This is a genomic window from Caulobacter sp. SSI4214 (genome assembly GCF_012184455.1).
GTDB lineage: Bacteria > Pseudomonadota > Alphaproteobacteria > Caulobacterales > Caulobacteraceae > Caulobacter > Caulobacter vibrioides_E.
The window spans coordinates 13,231-32,472 of sequence record NZ_SZWJ01000026.1 but is presented as its reverse complement, the minus strand read 5'-3'; the positions used below and the strand labels follow the sequence as shown (position 1 = coordinate 32,472).

Annotated in this window: 23 protein-coding genes; 13 read left to right on the top strand and 10 right to left on the bottom strand. The window is 67.0% G+C overall.

All coding sequences use genetic code 11. From position 1 onward, the window contains the following. Positions 1 to 174: 174 nt before the first annotated feature. Complete coding sequence (locus FCU40_RS10095; protein WP_004622264.1) at positions 175 to 633, bottom strand: Hsp20 family protein; 459 nt, start codon at positions 631 to 633, stop codon at positions 175 to 177. Positions 634 to 897: 264 nt separating this feature from the next. Here FCU40_RS10095 and FCU40_RS10090 point away from each other — a divergent pair, with 264 nt between their 5' ends. From FCU40_RS10090 to FCU40_RS10080, 3 genes are all read left to right on the top strand, one after another. Further along, positions 898 to 1,791 carry a class I SAM-dependent methyltransferase gene (locus FCU40_RS10090; protein ID WP_081612973.1) on the top strand — a complete coding sequence of 298 codons (894 nt, stop codon included), beginning with the start codon at positions 898 to 900 and terminating at the stop codon, positions 1,789 to 1,791. 153 nt (positions 1,792 to 1,944) lie between these two features. After that, positions 1,945 to 2,253, top strand: a complete 309-nt coding sequence (locus FCU40_RS10085; RefSeq protein ID WP_004622261.1) for an SCP2 sterol-binding domain-containing protein — start codon at positions 1,945 to 1,947, stop codon at positions 2,251 to 2,253. A 5-nt stretch (positions 2,254 to 2,258) separates the two neighbouring features. Next, positions 2,259 to 3,242, top strand: a complete 984-nt coding sequence (locus tag FCU40_RS10080) for an alpha/beta hydrolase (protein ID WP_168074684.1) — start codon at positions 2,259 to 2,261, stop codon at positions 3,240 to 3,242. Here FCU40_RS10080 and hisN read toward each other — a convergent pair. Together hisN and FCU40_RS10070 are read right to left on the bottom strand one after the other, a co-directional pair. Next, entirely contained in the window at positions 3,217 to 4,053 is an 837-nt protein-coding gene (gene hisN / locus FCU40_RS10075) for a histidinol-phosphatase (RefSeq protein WP_168074683.1), read from the bottom strand. The two genes, FCU40_RS10080 and hisN, sit on opposite strands and share 26 nt — an antisense overlap. 156 nt (positions 4,054 to 4,209) lie before the next feature. Continuing rightward, positions 4,210 to 4,599, bottom strand: a complete 390-nt coding sequence (locus FCU40_RS10070) for a helix-turn-helix transcriptional regulator (RefSeq protein WP_004622254.1) — start codon at positions 4,597 to 4,599, stop codon at positions 4,210 to 4,212. 186 nt (positions 4,600 to 4,785) lie between these two features. On the opposite strand from FCU40_RS10070, the gene FCU40_RS10065 reads away from it, so the two are divergent. Next, positions 4,786 to 5,739 (top strand): lysophospholipid acyltransferase family protein, encoded by a 954-nt coding sequence (locus FCU40_RS10065; RefSeq protein ID WP_168074682.1) that lies wholly within the window; start codon positions 4,786 to 4,788, stop codon positions 5,737 to 5,739. Between the two features lie 121 nt (positions 5,740 to 5,860). Here the strand turns inward: FCU40_RS10065 and FCU40_RS10060 are convergent, their stop codons facing one another. The 4 genes from FCU40_RS10060 to xseA form a co-directional block, all read right to left on the bottom strand. After that, a complete protein-coding gene (locus tag FCU40_RS10060) occupies positions 5,861 to 6,379 on the bottom strand; it encodes a response regulator (RefSeq protein WP_004622250.1) in 519 nt (172 codons plus the stop codon). A gap of 133 nt (positions 6,380 to 6,512) precedes the next feature. Beyond that, positions 6,513 to 7,373, bottom strand: coding sequence for a M23 family metallopeptidase (locus FCU40_RS10055; RefSeq protein WP_168074681.1), 861 nt, complete (start codon positions 7,371 to 7,373; stop codon positions 6,513 to 6,515). After that, positions 7,358 to 7,573 carry a DUF2093 domain-containing protein gene (locus FCU40_RS10050; RefSeq protein WP_004622247.1) on the bottom strand — a complete coding sequence of 72 codons (216 nt, stop codon included), beginning with the start codon at positions 7,571 to 7,573 and terminating at the stop codon, positions 7,358 to 7,360. The genes FCU40_RS10055 and FCU40_RS10050 overlap by 16 nt, the downstream gene beginning before the upstream one ends. Before the next feature lie 28 nt (positions 7,574 to 7,601). Then, positions 7,602 to 9,122: an exodeoxyribonuclease VII large subunit gene (gene xseA / locus FCU40_RS10045; RefSeq protein WP_168074680.1), complete on the bottom strand. Its 1,521-nt coding sequence runs from the start codon at positions 9,120 to 9,122 to the stop codon at positions 7,602 to 7,604. Between the two features lie 36 nt (positions 9,123 to 9,158). Here xseA and FCU40_RS10040 point away from each other — a divergent pair, with 36 nt between their 5' ends. Then, the gene (locus tag FCU40_RS10040) at positions 9,159 to 9,635 is read left to right on the top strand and encodes a hypothetical protein (RefSeq protein WP_168074679.1); all 477 of its coding nucleotides are present in this window, start codon (positions 9,159 to 9,161) and stop codon (positions 9,633 to 9,635) included. 77 nt (positions 9,636 to 9,712) lie between these two features. Here the strand turns inward: FCU40_RS10040 and gcrA are convergent, their stop codons facing one another. Continuing rightward, positions 9,713 to 10,234: a cell cycle sigma 70 cofactor GcrA gene (gene gcrA, locus FCU40_RS10035; RefSeq protein ID WP_004622242.1), complete on the bottom strand. Its 522-nt coding sequence runs from the start codon at positions 10,232 to 10,234 to the stop codon at positions 9,713 to 9,715. 234 nt (positions 10,235 to 10,468) lie between these two features. Here gcrA and FCU40_RS10030 point away from each other — a divergent pair, with 234 nt between their 5' ends. The 4 genes from FCU40_RS10030 to FCU40_RS10015 all read left to right on the top strand — a co-directional run bounded on the left by FCU40_RS10030 (position 10,469) and on the right by FCU40_RS10015 (position 14,871). Next, positions 10,469 to 11,290 carry an ABC transporter permease gene (locus tag FCU40_RS10030; RefSeq protein ID WP_168074678.1) on the top strand — a complete coding sequence of 274 codons (822 nt, stop codon included), beginning with the start codon at positions 10,469 to 10,471 and terminating at the stop codon, positions 11,288 to 11,290. Positions 11,291 to 11,458: 168 nt separating this feature from the next. Beyond that, positions 11,459 to 12,679, top strand: coding sequence for an aspartate aminotransferase family protein (locus tag FCU40_RS10025; RefSeq protein WP_168074676.1), 1,221 nt, complete (start codon positions 11,459 to 11,461; stop codon positions 12,677 to 12,679). A 116-nt stretch (positions 12,680 to 12,795) separates the two neighbouring features. Next, positions 12,796 to 13,731: an ornithine carbamoyltransferase gene (gene argF / locus FCU40_RS10020; RefSeq protein WP_004622234.1), complete on the top strand. Its 936-nt coding sequence runs from the start codon at positions 12,796 to 12,798 to the stop codon at positions 13,729 to 13,731. A 216-nt stretch (positions 13,732 to 13,947) separates the two neighbouring features. Then, positions 13,948 to 14,871, top strand: a complete 924-nt coding sequence (locus tag FCU40_RS10015) for an Hsp33 family molecular chaperone (protein ID WP_004622232.1) — start codon at positions 13,948 to 13,950, stop codon at positions 14,869 to 14,871. Between the two features lie 69 nt (positions 14,872 to 14,940). Here the strand turns inward: FCU40_RS10015 and apaG are convergent, their stop codons facing one another. Both apaG and metZ read right to left on the bottom strand, forming a co-directional pair. Next, a complete protein-coding gene (gene apaG / locus FCU40_RS10010) occupies positions 14,941 to 15,405 on the bottom strand; it encodes a Co2+/Mg2+ efflux protein ApaG (protein ID WP_035017564.1) in 465 nt (154 codons plus the stop codon). Beyond that, positions 15,386 to 16,570, bottom strand: a complete 1,185-nt coding sequence (gene metZ / locus FCU40_RS10005) for an O-succinylhomoserine sulfhydrylase (RefSeq protein WP_168074674.1) — start codon at positions 16,568 to 16,570, stop codon at positions 15,386 to 15,388. Before metZ ends, apaG begins: the two co-directional genes overlap by 20 nt. 183 nt (positions 16,571 to 16,753) lie before the next feature. Here metZ and FCU40_RS10000 point away from each other — a divergent pair, with 183 nt between their 5' ends. The 4 genes from FCU40_RS10000 (at position 16,754) to FCU40_RS09985 (ending at position 19,151) form a co-directional block, all read left to right on the top strand. After that, positions 16,754 to 17,779 (top strand): 2'-deoxycytidine 5'-triphosphate deaminase, encoded by a 1,026-nt coding sequence (locus FCU40_RS10000; RefSeq protein ID WP_004622226.1) that lies wholly within the window; start codon positions 16,754 to 16,756, stop codon positions 17,777 to 17,779. A 168-nt stretch (positions 17,780 to 17,947) separates the two neighbouring features. Then, on the top strand, positions 17,948 to 18,250 hold the full coding sequence (locus FCU40_RS09995) for a hypothetical protein (RefSeq protein WP_004622224.1): 303 nt from the start codon (positions 17,948 to 17,950) through the stop codon (positions 18,248 to 18,250). A 125-nt stretch (positions 18,251 to 18,375) separates the two neighbouring features. Beyond that, complete coding sequence (locus FCU40_RS09990; RefSeq protein ID WP_004622222.1) at positions 18,376 to 18,960, top strand: hypothetical protein; 585 nt, start codon at positions 18,376 to 18,378, stop codon at positions 18,958 to 18,960. Next, a complete protein-coding gene (locus FCU40_RS09985) occupies positions 18,957 to 19,151 on the top strand; it encodes a helix-turn-helix transcriptional regulator (RefSeq protein WP_004622220.1) in 195 nt (64 codons plus the stop codon). The genes FCU40_RS09990 and FCU40_RS09985 overlap by 4 nt, the downstream gene beginning before the upstream one ends. Positions 19,152 to 19,242 lie beyond the last annotated feature (91 nt).

Here is a 19,242-nt window from a genome sequence, read left to right as displayed (position 1 = left end):
CGGCGCGAGGCCGCGCCGCCCAAGTTCGGTGGGGATTGAGGGAGATGGGGTTCGGCGACGGCCTTAGAGCGTGATAGCCGAAAGTGTGAGCGGTTTCGGCGGTTATCACGCTCTAAATGTTTGATTTAGAGCCTTTTTTTCCGCTCGAATGATTCCATTCGAGCGGATAAGGCTCTAGGCGGCCTTCTCGCCTTCGATAAGGCTGGCGGCCGAGGCCGACTTGATCTCGACCGTGCGGGGCTTCAGCGCTTCCGGCAGCTCGCGCTTCAGCGCGATGGACAACAGGCCGTTCGACAGCTCGGCGTCGACCACCACAAGGTAGTCGGTCAGCTGGAACTTGCGCTCGAAATTGCGCTCGGCCAGGCCGCGATGCAGATATTGCTTGGCTTCGTCGTTGGCGGCCTTGCGACCGGTGACGGTCAGCAGGTTTTCCTTCACCTCGACGTTCAGCTCTTCCGGCTTGAATCCGGCCACCGCGATCTCGATGCGGTAGTCGTTCTCGCCGGTGCGTTCGATGTTGTACGGGGGATAGCCCGAGGCCGCTTCATTGCGCGCGGCGGCGTCCAGCTGATCGGCGAGGCGGTCGAAGCCGACGAGCGAACGGTACAGGGGCGAAAGGTCGATAGTGCGCATGGTGCAGATCCTTCTCATCAAGCAAGGTCTTCGAATGTGCGGCCCGTCGGCGACCCGAATTCGGCGTCGCCCGTGGTCCGGAAGGCCCGGGTTTCCAGCGCCTTCGAGAGGTTAGTTGGGGAGCCGTTTGGGAGGTTCAAGAGGCGGATCGCCACGACCTGAATCGTTTGACGCGCGGGGCGCCCTGATTAAGGTCGCGCCCTTCGCGACGGCCCGACTTTGGCCAAGGTCGGCTTGGATGCTGGACTCGCGCGACACGGGGGAATGATGGCTTCGGCACTGGACTGGTCACGGCGAGGCGTCTTGGCGAGCGTGGGCGCGTTGGGCCTTTCGGGGTGCGGCAAGACTTCCTCCGCCAAGCGCGAGGCCGAGGCGGCGCGGAAGGCCGGCCCCGATACGATCGAGGCGGCCGTGGCCGGCGATTGGCGGTCGCCCGCCGACCGCGCCCGGGACGTCTATCGGCATCCCGTCGAGTCGCTGAAGTTCTGGGGGCTGCGGCCGGGGCAGACCGTCGTCGAGTTCTGGCCTGGCGCGGGGTGGTACGCCGACATCCTGGCTCCATTCCTGGCCGACACCCATGGCAAGCTCTACGAGGCGGTGCTGGAGACTAGCGATCCGTCCGACCCGGCGGCCGCGGAAATCGTCGCGGGCTTCGAGCGCAAGCTGAGCCAGAACAAGAAGATCTATGGCGACGTGACCTTCACCACGTTCGGTCCGACCAGCGGTGCGGTGGCGCCGGCCGGCTCCGCCGACCTGGTGCTGTTCCTGCGCAATCTGCACAACTGGATGGCCGGCGGCATCGCCGAGAAGGCGTTCAAGGACGCCCTGGCCGCGTTGAAGCCCGGCGGCGTGCTGGGGATCGAGGAGCATCGCGGCGAGCCGGGCCGGGTGCAGGACGTCCTGGCCGAGGATGGCTACGTCCAGCAGGCCTATGTGATCCAGATGGCGAAGGAGGCGGGCTTCGTGCTGGCCGAGACCAGCGAAATCAACGCCAATCCCAAGGACACCAAGACCTATCCCTTTGGGGTTTGGACCTTGCCGCCCACGCGCCTGTCGGCGCCGCGCGGCGAACCGGCGGAGCCGGGCTTCGATCACGCCAAGTACGACGCCATCGGCGAGAGCGATCGGATGACCTTGAAGTTCGTGAAGCCGCGATAAGGGCGCCGCGTGGGTAAAGTTGACAAAAACCCCAACTAGGGTCGCCCTCCGCCGAGGGAAATACACCCCCGGATCGTCTGAACGGTGTTTACTTGGCCGGATGGTCCGTTCAAGTATCGCAACCCACACTACGCGCAGAGGGAGATCGCGCTCATGGCCACGCTTCAGGAAATCACCGATCGCATCAAGGGCGCCGTGGGCGACGACAGCGGACTTGGCAAGAGCCTCAAGTTCGACCTGAAGGACGCCGGCGTCATCCACATCGATGGCGGCTCGGTCACCAACGAAGACAAGCCCGCCGACCTGACCATGACGCTCAGCCTGGACGACCTGCTGGCCATCGGCGCCGGCTCTCTGGACCCGACCATGGCCGTCATGACCGGCAAGCTGAAGCTGTCGGACATGGGCGCGGCCATGGCCCTGCAGCCCAAGATGGGCGCGCTGTTCGCCAAGATGCGCTAAGCCCGATGGCGACGGAACCGGCGCGTCTGGTCTCGATTCCCGAGGCTCCGGTTCCCGACCACGGCGCGCCGGAATGGTTTCGCGGCGCGGATGGGGCGACCCTCCGCGCCGCGACGTTCTTTCCGAAGGCGGCGGCGCGCGGTTCGGTGGTGCTCAGCCCCGGACGCAGCGAACCGCTCGAGAAATATTTCGAGGTCGTCGAGGATCTTCTGGCGCGCGACTTCGCCGTGCTGCTGCACGACTGGCGAGGGCAGGGACTCTCGGCCCGCGAGCTCCCCGACCGCCTCAGGGGCCACGCCCGAGGCTTCAAGACTTTCCTGTCCGACCATGACGCCCTGCTCACGGCGTTCGAGCCCAGGATGCCCAAGCCCTGGATCGCGGTCAGCCATTCGATGGGCGGCTGCCTGACGACCCTGGTCCTGGCCCATGGCGAGACGCGCTTCGCCGCCGCCGTGTTGTCGGCGCCGATGTTGGGCCTGAACACGGCCGGCGTGCCGCCCTGGCTGGCCAAGCCGCTGGCCTGGACCCTGTCGCGGGTCGGCCTGGCGGGAGAGTATGTCCAAACCCCCTACGATCCGCTGGTTCAGACCTTCCAGGGCGACGGACTGACTCATGACGAGGTTCGCTACGACCGTTACCAGGCTCAGCTGAGGGCGGATCCCGCGATCGCGCTGGGCGGCATGACCTGGGGCTGGGCGGACTTCGCGATCTCGGCCTGCGATTGGCTGAGGGCCAGCAAGGGCGTCGAGAAGATCGCCATCCCGGTCACCATCGTCGGCGCCGAGCTCGACAACCGCGTGCTGAACGCCGACGCGCGCGCGATCGCCAGCCGCATTCCCCAGGGGCGGTATGTCGAGGTTCCCGGCGCCTTCCACGAGATCCTGATCGAGACCGACGCCCGCCGCGCCGTGTTCTGGAAGGCCTTCGACGAGACCGCCGACCAGATCGCTCCACGCGAACCGCTTATTTCGCCGAACGTCTCAGACTGACCAGGGCCTCGTCCAGCGGGCGGCGGTCGCCGGAAATCACCATCTGCCCGCCCTTCGGCCCGATCGGCTCGCCGCGCCAGTTGGTGACCAGGCCGCCGGCGCCCTCGACGACGGGGATGGCCGCCTCGATGTCCCAGGCCTTGAGGCCGGCCTCGATCACCATGTCCATCTTGCCCATGGCGACCATGGCGTAGGCATAGGCGTCGCAGCCCAGGCGAGCCAGCTTGGCGGCGGCGCGCACCTGCAGCCAGGCCCCGCGCTCGGCGCCGTCGAAACAGGCGTCGGGATCGGTGGTGGCGATGACGGCGTCGTTGATATTGGCGCACTCGCGCACGTGGATCGGCGTCTCCTCGCCGCGGGCCAGCAGGCGCGAGCCGCCGGCGTGACCGACGAAGATCTCGTCGACATAGGGCTGGCCGATCGAGCCCAGCACTGGGCGGCCTTGCCAACGCAGACCGATCAGCGTGGTCCAGAGCGGCAAGCCGGAGATGAAGGCGCGGGTGCCGTCGATCGGGTCCAGCACCCAGACGAACTCGGCGTCCGGACGATCCTCGCCATATTCCTCGCCGATCACCCCATGCTCGGGATAGCGTTCGGCGATCAGCTGGCGGATCGCCGCCTCGGCGCCGCGATCGGCCTCGGTCACCGGATCGAAGGCCGCGTGCGACTCGCGGGGCAGGTTCTTGCCGGCTCCCTTGTCTTCGAGACCATGGTCGGCGCGGAACAGCGGCAGGATCGCGCGCGCCGAGGCTCGGTTCAGGTCGATGATGAAGGCGTCGAGCGTGGCGAGCCGGTCAGCGGAAAGCGTCATGGGCGGGGTTTAGCGCCCCCGCCTCGGCTACGCTACCAAAGACCTTAGAGCGTGAGGCTGAAAGTGGGAACCGTCTTCAGCTTATCTCACGCTCTAAACATTTGATTTAGAGCCTTTTTGACGCCTGAAATGGATTCCGATTTCAGGCTAAAGGCTCTAGGCGTCGGCGTGTTCCGCCGCGCCGCCGTTGAGCGACTTGGCCAGATCCAGCAGGCGACGACGGGGACGCTCGCCCAGCAGATAGTAGGCGCGGATCAGGTCCAGCGTTTCCTTGCGGGCGAACATCTCGCCGCCCTCGGCCGACTCGCCGGCGGCTTCGCGGCGCACATCCGACAGACCATCGTAGAAGTAGCCGACCGGCACTTCCAGCGCCTCGGCCAGTTGCCACAGGCGGGCGGCGGAAATCCGATTGGCGCCGCACTCGTACTTCTGGATCTGCTGGAAACGAACGCCGACCGTCCCGGCCAGCTGCTGCTGGGTCAGGCCCAGCAAGCGGCGGCGGCGACGGAGACGCTTGCCCAGGTGAACGTCGATGTCGTTACCCATGATGGAAGCCTCGCCCCCTCGATTGCTCCGACCCGTCCCGAAACGGAACGGCCTGAACCGATGGTCGCAAGTCGCGTGCCGCGCGAGACGGCGTCGCGCCATACGGATCGCGCCCCGGCCCCCCGCGAGCCACGAAGGTCGTCGAAACCGCTCCCGGTTTTGGCCGTCACACTCTAAGAAGAGGTCATGTCGAATAAGCGTCAGCCTTGGGTTCAGGACCTGTTTTGGCGGTTGGAGGCCTTGGGCTTCGACCTGTTCATCGGCGCGGTGCGTCTGATGGGCGTGGATCGCGCTTCGGACTTCGGCGGCTGGCTGGGCCGGACGTTCGGGCCGATGAGCGGCGCGCACAAGGTGGCCGAGCGCAATCTCAAGCTGGCCTTTCCGGATAAGGACGCCGCCTGGCGCGAGGCCATGTTGGCCGAGCAGTGGGAGGGGCTGGGGCGCTCGTTCGCCGAATTCCCGCTGATGGACAAGATCCTGCCGTCCACCGGGCGGGTCGAGGTGGTCAACAAGGAGCGGCTGGCTCGGATCGCGGCGGACAAGATCCCCGTCGTGTTCGTTTCGGGACACCTTTCCAACTGGGAAGTGATGCCAGCGGCCATCGTCGACAGCGGGGTCGTCTGCGAGATGACCTATCGCGCGGCCAACAATCCCTATGTCGACAAGCGCATCAAGGACAGCCGTTTCCGATACGGCGTGCGCCTGTTCGCGCCCAAGGGCGGCGACGGCGCGCGCGAGCTGCTGGAGGGCATGAAGGAGGGCAAGTCCGTCGCCTTGATGAACGACCAGAAGTTCAACACCGGCGTCGCCGCTCCATTCTTCGGCCACGAGGCGCATACGGCGCCCGGGCCCACGCGCCTGGCGATCCGGTTCGGCACGGTCTTGCAGCCCATGTCCGTTCAGCGGCTGAAGGGCGCGCGGTTTCGGGCGGTGGTGCACGATCCGATCGTGCCGCCTAGGACCGGCGACCGGACGGCCGACATCGAAGCGGGCGTTCGGATGATCAACGCCTTCATGGAAGAGCGCATCCGCGAGCGGCCGGCCGAGTGGTTCTGGGTGCACCGGCGATGGCCGAACGCGGTCTATGCCGAACTGGCCGAACGCGAACGGGCGGCGATGGAGAAGGCCGGCGAAGGTTAGGCGAAGGCTCCAAATCAAATGTTTAGAGCGTGAGATAAGCTGAAATCGGTTCCCACTTTCAGCCTCACGCTCTGGCGTATCGCGCGGAAAGGTGGATGCGCGGCTTTCCGCTCAGCTTGTTCTAGATTTCGATCATCTCCGGCGGGCCGTCCTTTTCGCCAGCTCGGCGGAAAGGACCCGTGTAATTGGGGTCCGTCCGACGACGACGCGAAGGGCCGAAATAGTCCGGCGAGCGTATGAACGGTCGCGGGTGATAGATCACGGTATTGATGCGGTCGAGCAGCGAGCGGGCCGTTACCGGCTTGACCACCACCTCGGTGACGCCCGCGTCGCGGGCCTCGAACACTCGGTGGCGCTCGGCGAAGCCGGTTAGCATGATGATCGGCAGGAACGCATCGACACTGTCCGGCGATTTGCGAACCAGCTGGGTGAACTGCACGCCGTCCAGCGGACTCATCTTGAAGTCGACGATGGCGATGTCGGGCTGCCACTCGCGCAGGATGTGCAGGCCCTGGGCGCCGTCAATGGCTTCGCGGATGTGTTTTACGCCAACGCTCTTGAGGATCGTCGAGACGATGACGCGCATGTGATGGTTATCGTCCACCAGCAAGAAGCGCAGTTTTTCCAGGGCCGCCGACATGCGGGCGCCGCCTCCTGAACAGTCTCATGGAAGGGACCGGAGCATGGCCGCTCCCCCGCGACTCCGCTTCCGATAATTTGGGGCATTGCTACAGAAGGTTTTAAATTCGCGCCAGGGGCGAATTGCTACAATTTCATGCCCGGAAAGGGCCTTCGCCGACCAGCAGCGAAGGGTCCAGATTGCGTCCGCGCCACTTCATGCGCCAGCAAACATGAGGTCCGGTGGCGCGGCCTTCCTTGCCGCTTTCGGCCATCAGCTGGCCTTGGCGGACGTAAGTTCCGGGAGAAACGAGGATTTTAGACAGGTGCAGGTAGGCTGTGACCAGCCCCTGGCCATGGTCGATCAGCACCAGTCCGCCCTCGTAGTGCAGTCCCGTCTCGGCGAAGCAAATCAGCCCCGACGCGGGGGCGCGCACGGGCGTGCCGACGGGAACCGCCAGGTCGACCCCATAATGAGGACGCTTGGGCTCGCCGTTGAGAATGCGCTGGCCGCCGAAGCGAGCCGAGCGGCGGGCGCCGAGCACCGGCATCACGAAGCCCTCGCGGAAGCCTTCGAGATCGGCCTGGCTGGCGAAGCCGGCCTGCTTGCGCAGGCCCTCGGTCTCCAATCTCGCCAGCAGAGCGGGGTCGGTGGGCGTCACCTGCTCGGGGGGCAGGCCGTCGATGCGTTGAATGTCGAAGTCGCCGGGCGCAATGGTTCGACGGTCTTCCGCCGAACCATCGGGCGTGGTCACGGTCAGCGTGCTGGTCGGCGGCGCGTCGCGATCGAAGCCGATGACGAACCAGCCGTTGGCCGAGGCGGTGGTCCGCGCCTGTCCATCGACGTCGATGACGGCGCGCGGCGCCGTGTGGCCGATCGCATAGCCGCCTTGAACGAATTTCCCCGAGAGGCTCAGCCCCGGCGCGGCGGCCCGGGCCGCGCCCAGAGGGCTAAACGCAACGGCGGTCAGCGGCAGCGCGGCGACGACCGCGCGTCGGCTCAGGCCTCTTGCCAACGCTGAAGGGCCTCGGCGGGACCCGCATAGGCCTCCTGATGCTCGGGGCTCCAGTAGCGCAGCGCTTCCAGAGGGATCGGCTTGTTGCTCACCGCGCACAGCACGAAGCGGCCGGGGCTGAGCACGGCGAACTCGCCATCGCCATAGTGCAGGACGGCGGGGCCATCGGACTTGCCGAGATCACGATCGAAAGCGTTCATGCGGCTTACCTTACGCCAAGGCGCGGCTTTAGAACAGGTCGCCCTGCTCGGTGGGCGGCGCGTGCGGCCTGGGGCGAGGCTTGGGCGCCGGGGCCGGCGCGGTCGGCGGGGGTATCGCGCCCTGGCCGTCGATCACCGCGTCCCGATCGCCGAGCTTGAACTTCAGATTCACGCGCTCGCCCGCGACGAGGTCGGCGGCCGACCGGGCCAGCGTCCCGTCGCTCTTGCGGACCAGGGCGAAGCCCAGTTCCAGCGGCCTTTCCGGGTTTAGCGACTGTCGCAACTTGTCGAGGCTGGTCAGTTGGTCTTCGGCGCGGCTCAGGCGGCGCTGGCCGGCGGCTCGCAGGCGCTCCCAAAGGGCGGGCAAGCGGGCATGGGCGGCGGCGCGCTCGGGCGCCCGGGTTCCGCAGGCCTCGAGACGTCGGTCAAGATCGGCCAGGCGCTCCCCCTTGATGGTCCGCTGCCGCGCCAGAACGTCCGGCGTCAGGCGCGCCGTGACCTTCAGCAGGTCCTGGGCATGGACGGCGGTATTGCGTTGCAGGGCCGCGTCCAGGCGTCCCGAAGCGATGTCGAACCGCTGCTGGGCCAGCGCAAGAATGTCGTCGGGGCGAGGCAGACCGCGCGCGGCGCTGGTCAGGCGCGTGCGGCGATCCTCGATCAGGCGCGCGCCCGATCGGTTCAGGCGGCGGTCGAAGTCCGAGATCAGGGCGCGCAGCTCGGCTAGCACCGGCGTGGCCATCTCGGCGGCGGCGGTGGGCGTGGGCGCGCGGCGGTCCGAGACGAAGTCGATCAGCGTGGTGTCGGTCTCGTGGCCGACGGCGGAGATCAGCGGGATGGTCCCCTCGGCGACCGTCCGGGCCAGGGCCTCGTCGTTGAAGGCCCACAGATCCTCGACCGAGCCGCCGCCGCGCGCGACGATCAGGATGTCCGGACGCGGCACAGGGCCGCCGTGGGCGATGGCGTTGAAGCCGCGAATGGCCGCGCTGACCTGAGCGGCGGCGGCGTCGCCCTGCACCACGCAGGGCCAGACCAGAACCTGGCAGGGCCAGCGGTCGCGGATGCGGTGCAGGATGTCGCGGATCACCGCGCCGGTGGGGCTGGTGATGACCCCCACGACGGCCGGCATCGAGGGCAGGAGACGCTTGCGCTCGGGCGCGAACAAACCTTCGGCGGCCAGCTTGGCCTTCAGCCGTTCCAGCTGGGCCAGCAGCGCGCCGACGCCGGCGGCCTCCATGCTGTCGATGACGATCTGGTAGCGCGAGCCGGCCGGATAGGTGGTGATCTTGCCGGTGACGATGACCTCGAGCCCATGCTCGGGCCGCACGCCGAGGGACCGGACATTGCCCTTCCAGACGACGCCGTCGATGGCGGCCTTGTCGTCCTTGATGGTCAGATAGACGTGGCCGTTGGAGTGGTGCGTGACCTTGGAAAGTTCGCCGCGCAGCCGCACGAAGCCGTAGCGGTCCTCCAGCGTGCGCTTCAGGGCGAAGGCCAGCTCGGAGACCGAATAGGGCGGGGCGTTGGAATCGGTTGGCGGCAGATCGCTCATGGGCTTCTAGATAGGATAAAGCCGGGGCGGGGTTAAATGGCCGAACGCGTACTGAGCGAAGATGATGTCGCCGCCAGGATGCCCTTGTGGTGTGCGCTGTCGGATCTGTTTGTCGACACCCAACCGCGGCGACAAGACTATGAGGCGATCGCTCGGGCGGCGCGCGAGGGCGGGCTTTCGGAGGAGCAGGTTCGCGACATTCTCGAGCGCGAGGTCTTTCCGGCCTTCGCCTTCAATCTGATGAGCATCGCCGGCGAGTGGACCGGTTTTGATCCAGGCTTTGTCCGTGAACGGATCCTGCGAACCTTGAAGAGGCCGCGGGTGACATGGTTCCTGAGCGGAGGCGCGAGGAAGCAGTTTCTGGCTCGGGAGTGGCCTAGGGTGCGGGCGGCGATGGATGGGCAAGATCCCGATCTCTCGGAGGCCACCGTTGAGCCCGACCCGCCGATTCTGTTCGGGATCGGCGTCTTGGTGATTGTGGGCGTGCTGGCCCTCGTCCTCGGCTCTCTCTAACGCTGTTCCCAAAATGGAAAATCCCGGGCAGCCGTCGAGCTGCCCGGGATCCGCCGCCTGAGAGACTTTTGTTCTTCTTAGATGTAGCGGCGAAGCGAGCGGGCGAGCTCGGTGGCGCCGCCCTTCTTCTTGGTCTGCTGCGGCTGGTAGGCCACGCGGGCGTGTTCGACGCAGTAGGGGCCTTCCGACGAGCGGCGGCCGCAGAAAGTGAAGCCTTCCGACGAGGGATCGCCGATCGGCCACTTGCACATGTGCGCGCCCAGGGTCAGCACGGTGGCCGAGCCCGGCTCTTCATGCCGGAAGGCCGGCAGCGGCGCGGGCGCGGCGGCCACGGGGACCGAAGCCGGCGCCTCGACCGGCGTCACGCGGCGCGGCGCCGAGGGCATGGCCTGGGCGACGGGACGTGCCGGACGCGGCGCCTTGAAGGCCGGGCGCGCCGGTTGCGAGGGGGCCGCGCGGCCCGAAAGACCCAGGCGGTGCACCTTGCCGATCACGGCGTTGCGCGTGACGCCGCCCAGCTGCTTCGCGATCTGACTGGCCGAAAGGCCGTCCAGCCAGAGCTTCTTCAAGGTCGAGACCCGTTCGTCCGTCCAGCTCATACCCGTCTCCGCCATCTGACAGGGCGCCGGACGTCCCCACGTCCTTCACCCCATATATGGTGATCGAACCGCCCCGCCGGCGGTCGTCGTACTAGATATCGTAAAGAATGCGTTAAAACACACAATGGGCGCCATCGACTCTGTCCACAGAAACAAGATGTTGATTCCCGCAACCCCGCGCTTGCGAAACCGCGCCGCAAGGCGCACATGCCCGTAAAATCAAGGGATTGAGCGATGAGAGACATGGCCAACAGCGTCGTTCCGCCGCAGCCGCGCAACTATCACGGCTGGAATTGGTCCGGGTTCGTCACGCTTTACCAACGTGAAATTCGCCGGTTCTGGAAGGTCGGGACGCAAACCGTGGCCGCGCCGGTCGTCACCACGCTGCTCTATATGCTCGTCTTCGTCGTCGCCGTGGGCGCCAGCCGGCCGGCGGTGGGCGGGGTGACCTTCGGCCATTTCGTGGCCCCGGGCCTGATCATGATGGCGATCCTGAACAACGCCTTCGCCAATTCGTCGTCATCGCTGATCCAGGCCAAGATGATGGGCCTGACGCCCGATTTCCTGACGCCGCCGCTGTCGGCGCTGGAGCAGGTGCTGGGCTTCGCCCTCGGCGCGGCGACGCGGGGCGTGGTCGTGGGCGCGGTGACGGCCCTGGTCATCGGCGTGTTGCCCGGCGCGGGTCTGTCGATCGCCCATCCCTGGGCCATCCTCTATTTTGGACTGACCGCCTCGATGATCCTGGGCCTGGCCGGCATTCTGGCGGGCCTGTGGTCGGAGAAGTTCGACCAGCTGGCCGCCGTGACCAACTTCCTGATCATGCCCATGACCTTCCTGTCGGGCACCTTCTATCTGGTCGACAAGCTCCCCGAGCCCTTCCGCTCGGCCAGCCATTTCAACCCGTTCTTCTACCTGATCGACGGCTTTCGCTATGGCTTCATCGGCCATGCCGACGGATCCATCGCGACCGGGGTCGTGAGCATGGGCGTCCTGACCACGGGTCTCTTCCTGTGGTGCTGGCGCCTGTTCGTCACCGGTTACCGTCTGAAGAGCTGATCCCCAGCCTGTGGCCGTTAGGACAGACCCGTGAATTCTTCGGCTTTTTCAGAGCCCTTTTTCACGGTCCCTTGATTGACACGACGTCGTTCCGCGGCGACAACCTGCGGCCTTCCAGTCCCCCGTGCGCGCAGCACGGGGGCTTATTTCCTTCTAGGAGGGCCGGTCTTGAGCACCGCGACGTCGTCCAACGCCTCTCAACACCACATCATGGGCGTCTATAACCGCGCCCCGCTGGCGTTCGAGCGAGGCCGAGGCGCGCGCCTGTTCTCGACGGACGGCGGCGAATACCTGGACTGCGTGGCCGGCATCGCCACCAACGGCCTGGGCCACGCCCATCCCGTTCTGGTCGACGTTCTGAAGGCCCAGGCCGAGAAGCTCTGGCACGTCTCGAACATCTATCGGATCCCCGAGCAGGAAGCCCTGGCCGACGCCATCTGCGCGGCCACCTTCGCCGACGTGGTGTTCTTCACCAACTCGGGCACGGAAGCCGTCGAGTGCGCGCTGAAGACCGCCCGCAAATATCACTCGGCCAACGGCCAGCCCGAGCGGATCGATATCTACGGCTTCGACGGCTCGTTCCACGGCCGGACCTACGCCGCCGTCAACGCCTCGGGCAATCCCAGCTATGTCGACGGCTTTGGCCCGCGCCTGCCGGGCTACAGCCAACTGACCTTCGGCGATCACGAGGCCATCAAGGCCGCCATCGCCAGCCCGACCACGGCGGCGATCATCGTCGAGCCGGTGCAGGGCGAGGGCGGCGCGCGCGCCATCCCGACCCAGTGCCTGAAGGGCTTGCGCGAGCTGTGCGACGAGCACGGCGTGCTGCTGATCTATGACGAAGTCCAATGCGGCATGGGCCGCACCGGCAAGCTCTTCGCTCACGAGTGGGCGGAAGGCGGCGCGCCGCACATCATGGCGGTGGCCAAGGCCCTAGGCGGCGGCTTCCCGATCGGCGCCTGCCTGGCCACGACCGAGGCGGCCAAGGGCATGACCGTGGCCGCGCACGGCTCGACCTTCGGCGGCAACCCGTTGGCCATGGCCGTGGGCAAGGCGGCGTTCGACCTGATCAACTCGCCCGAGACCCTGGACAACGTGAACACGGTCGCCGGCTTCTTCACCCAGCAGCTGAACGGTCTGAAGGACCGCTTCCCGGACGTCATCGTCGACATCCGCGGCAAGGGCCTGCTGATCGGGATCAAGCTGATCCCGAACAACCGCGAGTTCATGGTCCTGGCCCGTGATCAGCATCTGCTGGTCGCCGGCGGCGGCGACAACTGCGTGCGCCTGCTGCCGCCGCTGAACCTGACCATCGAAGAGGCCAGCGAGGCCGTCGCCAAGCTGGAAAAGGCTTGCGAGGTCGCGCGCGCGAAGGCCTCGGCCGCCTAATCCCGCTTTTCACCGTTCTTCCCGGCGACAGCCGGGACCCAGATCAAGCCCGCTGACCACCCGGATGTATCTGGGCCCCGGCTGTCGCCGGGGAGGCGGGAAATAGGGATAGTCCGATGACTCACCCCCGTCACTTCATCGACCTGTGGAAGCTGGACGGCGCGACCCTGCGCCTGCTGCTGGACGACGCCCATGCGCGCAAGGCCGCCCGCAAGGGCTGGCCCCAGGGCAAGGTCGACGCCGACGCGCCGGCGAAGGACCGCGTGCTGTCGATGATCTTCCAGAAGAACTCGACCCGCACCCGCTTCTCGTTCGACGCGGCCATCCGCCAGCTGGGCGGCGCGTCGATCATCTCGACCGCGTCCGACATGCAGCTGGGGCGCGGCGAGACCATCGAGGACACCGCAAAGGTGCTCTCGCGCATGGTCGACGCGGTGATGATCCGCGCCAACAGCCACGCGGACGTCGAGCGCTTCGCCCAGGTCGCCAGCGTGCCGGTCATCAACGGCCTGACCGACAAGAGCCATCCCTGCCAGATCATGGCCGACATCCTCACCATCGAGGAGCATCGCGGTCCGATCGCCGGCAAGACGATCGCTTGGGTCGGCGATGGCAACAATGTCTGCTCCAGCTTCATCCACGCCGCGCCGCTGCTGGGCTTCGAGCTGAAGATCGCCTGTCCGGCGGTCTATCACGCCGACCTGCACGACCTGGCGCGGGCCGAGAGCCTGCGGGGCAAGGTCAGCATGACGACCGACCCCCAGGCGGCCGTGCGCGGCGCCGACGTCGTCGTCGCCGACACCTGGGTGTCGATGGGCGACACCGACCATGACGAGCGTCTGGCGGCGCTGGAGCCCTATCAGGTCGACGACGCCCTGATGGATCTGGCCGCCGCCAACGGCGTTTTCCTGCACTGCCTGCCGGCCCACCGGGGCGAGGAAGTCACCGACGCCGTGCTGGACGGTCCGCGCTCGCTGGTCTGGGACGAGGCGGAAAACCGCATCCACGCCCAGAAGTCGGTGCTGGCTTGGTGCTTCGGGGCGATCGGGTAGGGGCGGTCGGCTTACACTCTCCTCCCCCTTTGGGGGAGGGGGGCCGCCGAACGGTGGTGGAGGGGTCAGCGCCGGCCTAAGCCGCGCAAGCCCCCTCCGTCACGCCTCGCTGCGCGGGCGCGCCACCTCCCCCAGACGGGGGAGGAGAGAACCAGAGCACGGTGGCGGAGAGCGAAGATTCGCAATTCTCTCCCCGCTCACCTATCTAGCCTCCCCATGACCGAAATCGCTCCCAACACCAGCGTCCTCGACGACGTCGTTTCCGCGTTTCAGATCGAAGGCCTGCCCGTACGTGGTCGCGTCGTCCGCCTCGGCGCGGCCGTCGACGAGGTGCTGACGCGGCACGCCTATCCCGATCCCGTGGCCAACCTGCTGGGCGAGGCCTGCGCCCTGGCCGCCCTGGTCGGCTCCAGCCTGAAGTTCGACGGCCGCCTGATCATCCAGGCCCAGGGCGACGGGCCGGTCCGCTACGTCGTGGTCGATTACGACACCAGCGGCGGCCTGCGCGGCTATTGCCGCTTCGATCCGGACGAGGTCGCCAAGGCCTCGGAGGGTTTCGCGCGGCCTGGCGCCAAGACCCTGCTGGGCGGCGGCGTGTTCATCATGACCCTGGACCAGGGGCCGGACATGGACCGCTATCAGGGCGTCACCCCGATCGAGGGCGAGACCCTGGCCCTGTGCGCCGAGCAATACTTCCAGCAGTCGGAACAGACCCCGACCCGCATTCGCCTGGCCGTCGGTCAGGTCGATACCGGCGAGGGCTCCCAGTGGCGCGCCGGCGGCATTCTCATTCAGGTTATCGCCGGGGACGCCGCGCGCGGCGACACCCAGGACGCCTGGACCCACGTTCAGGCGCTGTTCGAGACGACGGGCGAGGACGAGCTGATCGACCCGACCGTCTCCACCCCGACGCTTCTGTGGCGGCTGTTCAACGAGGATGGCGTGCGTCTGCTGGACGAAAAGCCGCTGCGCGCCTTCTGCCGCTGCTCCGAAGACCGCATCGGCGTGGTCATGGACTCTTTCTCGGCCCAGGAGGTCGAGGAAATGATCGAACCCGACGGCAAGATCCACGTGACCTGCGAGTACTGCTCGCGCGTCTACAAGCTGGATCCGCCGAAGGACCAAGCGCCGGCGGCGTGATCCGACCGCCCGCGAGGATCAAGGCCGGCGCTTGAGAAGGCGCCGGCTTTTCCTTTTCGGAAGGTCGCGTCAGTTCAGCTTCAGCGCCGCGCCCGGCATGTGCAGCGAGAACTCGGGGATCGCCACATCGAAGACCTCGCCCACGTCGTTGATCATCTGATAACTGCCCTTCATCGCGCCGGAGGGCGTGGGCAGGGGACAGTTGGAGACGTAGCGGAAGGCCTCCCGGGGCTTCAATTCCGGCTGCTCGCCGACCACGCCGGGGCCTTCCACGTCGTTCACGCGATTGAAGCCGTCGGTGATGGTCCAGCGGCGCGACACCAGGGTGACGGTCTCGTCGCCATGGTTCTCGATCTCGACCGTGTAGGACCAGAGATAGAGACCCTCCTCGGGAGAGGACTCCTCATGGGCGTAGGTCGGGAAAACGCGCACGACGATGTCGCGCGTTCGGGCCTCATAGATCGAGGCGTCGCCGCCGCGACGCCGGCGCATCCGCTGCATCGGCGGGGAGGTCTCACGCCTGATCGAGCGCACGGATCACATCCCGCTTGAGGTCCTCGACGCCTTCCAGGCCCACCGACAGGCGCACGCCGCCCTCGGTCACGCCCAGCAGCGGACGCTGCTCCTCTGGCACCGAGCGGTGGGTGGTGGTCGGCGGATGGGTCGCCATGGACTTCGCGTCGCCCAGATTGTTGGAGATGTCGACGATCTCCAGGGCGTTCAGGAACTTGAAGGCCGCCTCGCGCGAGCCCAGGTCCAGCGCGATCACCGTGCCGCCGCCGCTCATCTGCTTCTTGGCGACCTCATAGCCCGGATGATCCTCGCGGAACGGGTAGAGCACGGTCTGGACCTTCTTATGCTCGGCCATGACGTCGGCCAGGGCCGCGGCGGTGTCGCTCTGGCGACGCACGCGCAGGTCGAGGGTCTCGAGGCCCTTCAGCATCACCCAGGCGTTGAACGGCGACAGGGAAGGGCCGGTGTGGCGCAGGCTGTCGCGATAGAACTCTTCGTTGATCGCCTCGCTGGTCAGGATCGCCCCGCCCAGCACGCGGCCCTGGCCGTCGATGTGCTTGGTGGCCGAATAGACCACCACATCCGCGCCCAGCTTCAGCGGCTGCTGGAAGATCGGCGTGGCGAAGACGTTATCGACGATGACCTTGGCGCCGACGGCGTGGGCCATTTCGGACACGGCGGCGATATCGGTGATCTCCAGCACGGGGTTGGAGGGCGTCTCGATCAGCACGGCCTTGGTGTTCGGGCGGATCGCCGCTTCCCAGGCCTTGAGGTCGGTGGCGTCGACGAAGGTGGTCTCGACGCCGAAGCGCGGCAGCCACTCGCTGACGATCCAGCGGCACGAGCCGAACAGGGCGCGGCCCGCCACGACGTGATCCCCGGCCTTGACCAGACCCATCAGCGAGGCATGGATCGAGGCCATGCCCGTGGCCTGGGCGCGGCACACCTCGGCGCCTTCCAGCAGCGCCAGGCGATCCTCGAACATCTTCACGGTCGGATTGTTGAACCGCGAATAGACGAAGCCGGGATCTTCACCGGCGAACCGACGGTCCGCGCCCTCGGCGCTGTCGTAGGTAAAGCCTTGCGTCAGATAGAGCGCCTCGGCGGTTTCCATGAACTGCGAGCGCGCGATGCCGCCTCGAATAAGCTTCGTCGCGACGTCCCAGTCTTTGGGGTCCTCGGCCACCGGCGGTCTCCTACGCTTGAAACGCGGGCATAGAGAGCGGCGAGGGCGTCTGGGTCAAGGGCGAACACCTCTTCCGCGACCGGAGAATTGTCACAGGCGAAAAGACGATTGTCACAGGCGAGTGGTTTCAAGGGGCCAGGTCTCGCCTTGCCTTTATGGTCCGGTTTGGCGAGTGTCCCGCCGATGACCGACGCCCACGCCGCAGGGATTCTGCCCTGCCAAACCATCGAAGAGTTGATCGCCGAGGAGGCCATCACCTCGGCCACGCCCTTCGACGTCGACCAGGTGCAGCCCGCCAGCCTCGACCTGCGCCTGGGCGCGCGCGCCTGGCGCATCCGCGCCTCGTTCCTGCCCGGCCTGTCGCGCAAGGTGCCCGAGCGGCTCAAGGACGTGGCCATGCACGAGCTGGACCTGACTCGGGGCGCGGTGCTGGAAAAGGGCTGCGTCTATATCGCCGAGATCCAGGAGCGCCTGACCCTGCCGATGACGGTGTCGGCGCGCGGCAACCCTAAGAGCTCGACCGGACGGGTGGACGTGTTCGTGCGCCTGCTGACCGACCACTCGCGCGCCTTCGACGACGTCGACGCCGGCTATACGGGGCCGCTCTATATCGAGATCGCGCCGCAGACCTTCTCGGTGCTGGTCAGGGCGGGCACGCGGCTGAACCAGCTGCGCCTCAAGCGCGGCGAGCCGGCCAAGCTGGCGACGCGCAGCGTCGGTGTGGATCTGCTGTCCGACACCGGCGTCGTCGGTTTCCGCGGCCGCCGCCACGCGGGCGTCGTCGACCTGGACCACGAGGACGGTCACGATCCGCGCGACTTCTGGGAGCCCCTGGAGGCGCGTCACGGCGAGCTGCTGCTGGATCCGGGCGAATTCTACATCCTGGCCTCCAAGGACAATATCGAGATCCCGGTGCTGGAGGCGGCCGAGATGACGCCGATCGACCCGTCGGTGGGCGAGTTCCGCGTGCACTATGCGGGGTTCTTCGACCCCGGCTTCGGCACGGAGGAAGCCCTGGCGACGGGCTCCAAGGGCGTGCTGGAAGTGCGCAGCCACGAGACGCCGTTCCTGCTGGAGGACGGCCAGACCGTGGCGCGGCTCGTCTACGAACCGCTGACCGCGCGGCCTAAGCGCCTGTACGGCGAGGGCGGCTCGCACTACCAGCGCCAGGGTCTGAAACTGTCCAAGCATTTCAAGGCCTGGAAATAGTCCTGGGACGAAAGGCCGCCGGCCGCGGTCCGCGCCGCGCGGCAACCCGCCGCACCAGATGTGGTGGACAGTCTGTGCGGTTACACAAATTCTAGGTCTCGTCCTTCCGGGGCGCGACTCAGCTCCGTCGCCGCGAAAGGACAGCGGCAGCCCCTGGAGCCCCCTTGCATGGCCCTTATCGCCCATGACCCGTTCGTGATCCTGCAAGGCCGTGTCGAGGCCTGGGAGCGGTGCGGGCGCATTCCGGGCTGCGACAAGGCTGTCTGGCGGCAGGACGCCGAGGGGCGAGTGATCCGCTGGTCCGACTTCGGCGACCGCTTCTCGCGGTATGGCTGGGAGCTGGTCCCGCGCCAGCGTTCCGGCGTTCTGCGCTTGGCCTTTCCGGCCAGGCGCTTCGAGGCGGTTCATTGGCGCGGCCTGACCGCCGACGCTCTGACGATCGATCCTTTTCTGGGCCGGGAGGCCGCTTGAAGCGCGCCTAAGGTCAAGGGTCTCCGTCGTTTAGTCGGCAAAACCTGACAATATGACAATGATGCTTGACATGTCCTCGCCCATGGATGACAAGTGTGCTTGTCAAATAGAGAGGGGTGCTTGTCATGGAAAACGAGAAACCGACCTGGCCCAGGACGGCGCTGTTCATGGTCGGCGTGGTCGTGCTGACCGGTCTGATCGTCGCCCTTGGGCTTTCGCACGTGCTCAGCGGCGCGGCGATGGTGATCGCCGTCTTCGTCTGGAGCATGGTGTTCGTGGCCTACGTCTATTTCGGCAGCGCCAGGATCAAGCAATGTCGGCCCGGCCCCGCGATGCAGCGCTACCGTCGCCGCCTGTCCATCACGATGATCATCTATACCGTCACGCTGCTGGGCTCGGTCATGCTGCTCAAGCACGGCGGCCTCACCGGACCGCTGCTGTGGCTGGTCGCCGTGGCGCCGGCCATTCCGATCCTGGGCGTGCTAGGCATCATCGGCCTCTACCTCAAGGAAGAGCCGGACGAGTTCGAGCGCGCGGTCAGCGTCGAGGCGATGCTCTGGGGCCTGGCCACGGTGCTGGCGGTGTCGACGGTCTGGGGCTTCCTCAGCAACGCCGAGGTGGTCCCCGCGCCGCCGGCTTTCCTGGTCTTCCCGCTGTTCTGCGCGGCCTGGGGCGCGAGCCAGCCGCTCATTCGGAGGCGGTACCAATGAAGAACCGCCTCAAGGTGCTCCGCGCCGAGCGCGACTGGAGCCAGGCGGATCTGGCCGAACGGCTGGAGGTCTCCCGCCAGACCATCAACGCCCTGGAGACGGGCAAGTACGACCCCAGCCTGCCGCTGGCCTTCAAGATCGCCCGGCTGTTCGAGCAGCCGATCGAAGCGATCTTCCAGGACGAAGCCTGAGAACCCGGCGTCCCGCCGATAGGGACGCCGACATTCCCACCAACCTCCCATCCGTCCGCTCGGCGCGTCGCGCCGGAGCCTTCCGCACGCC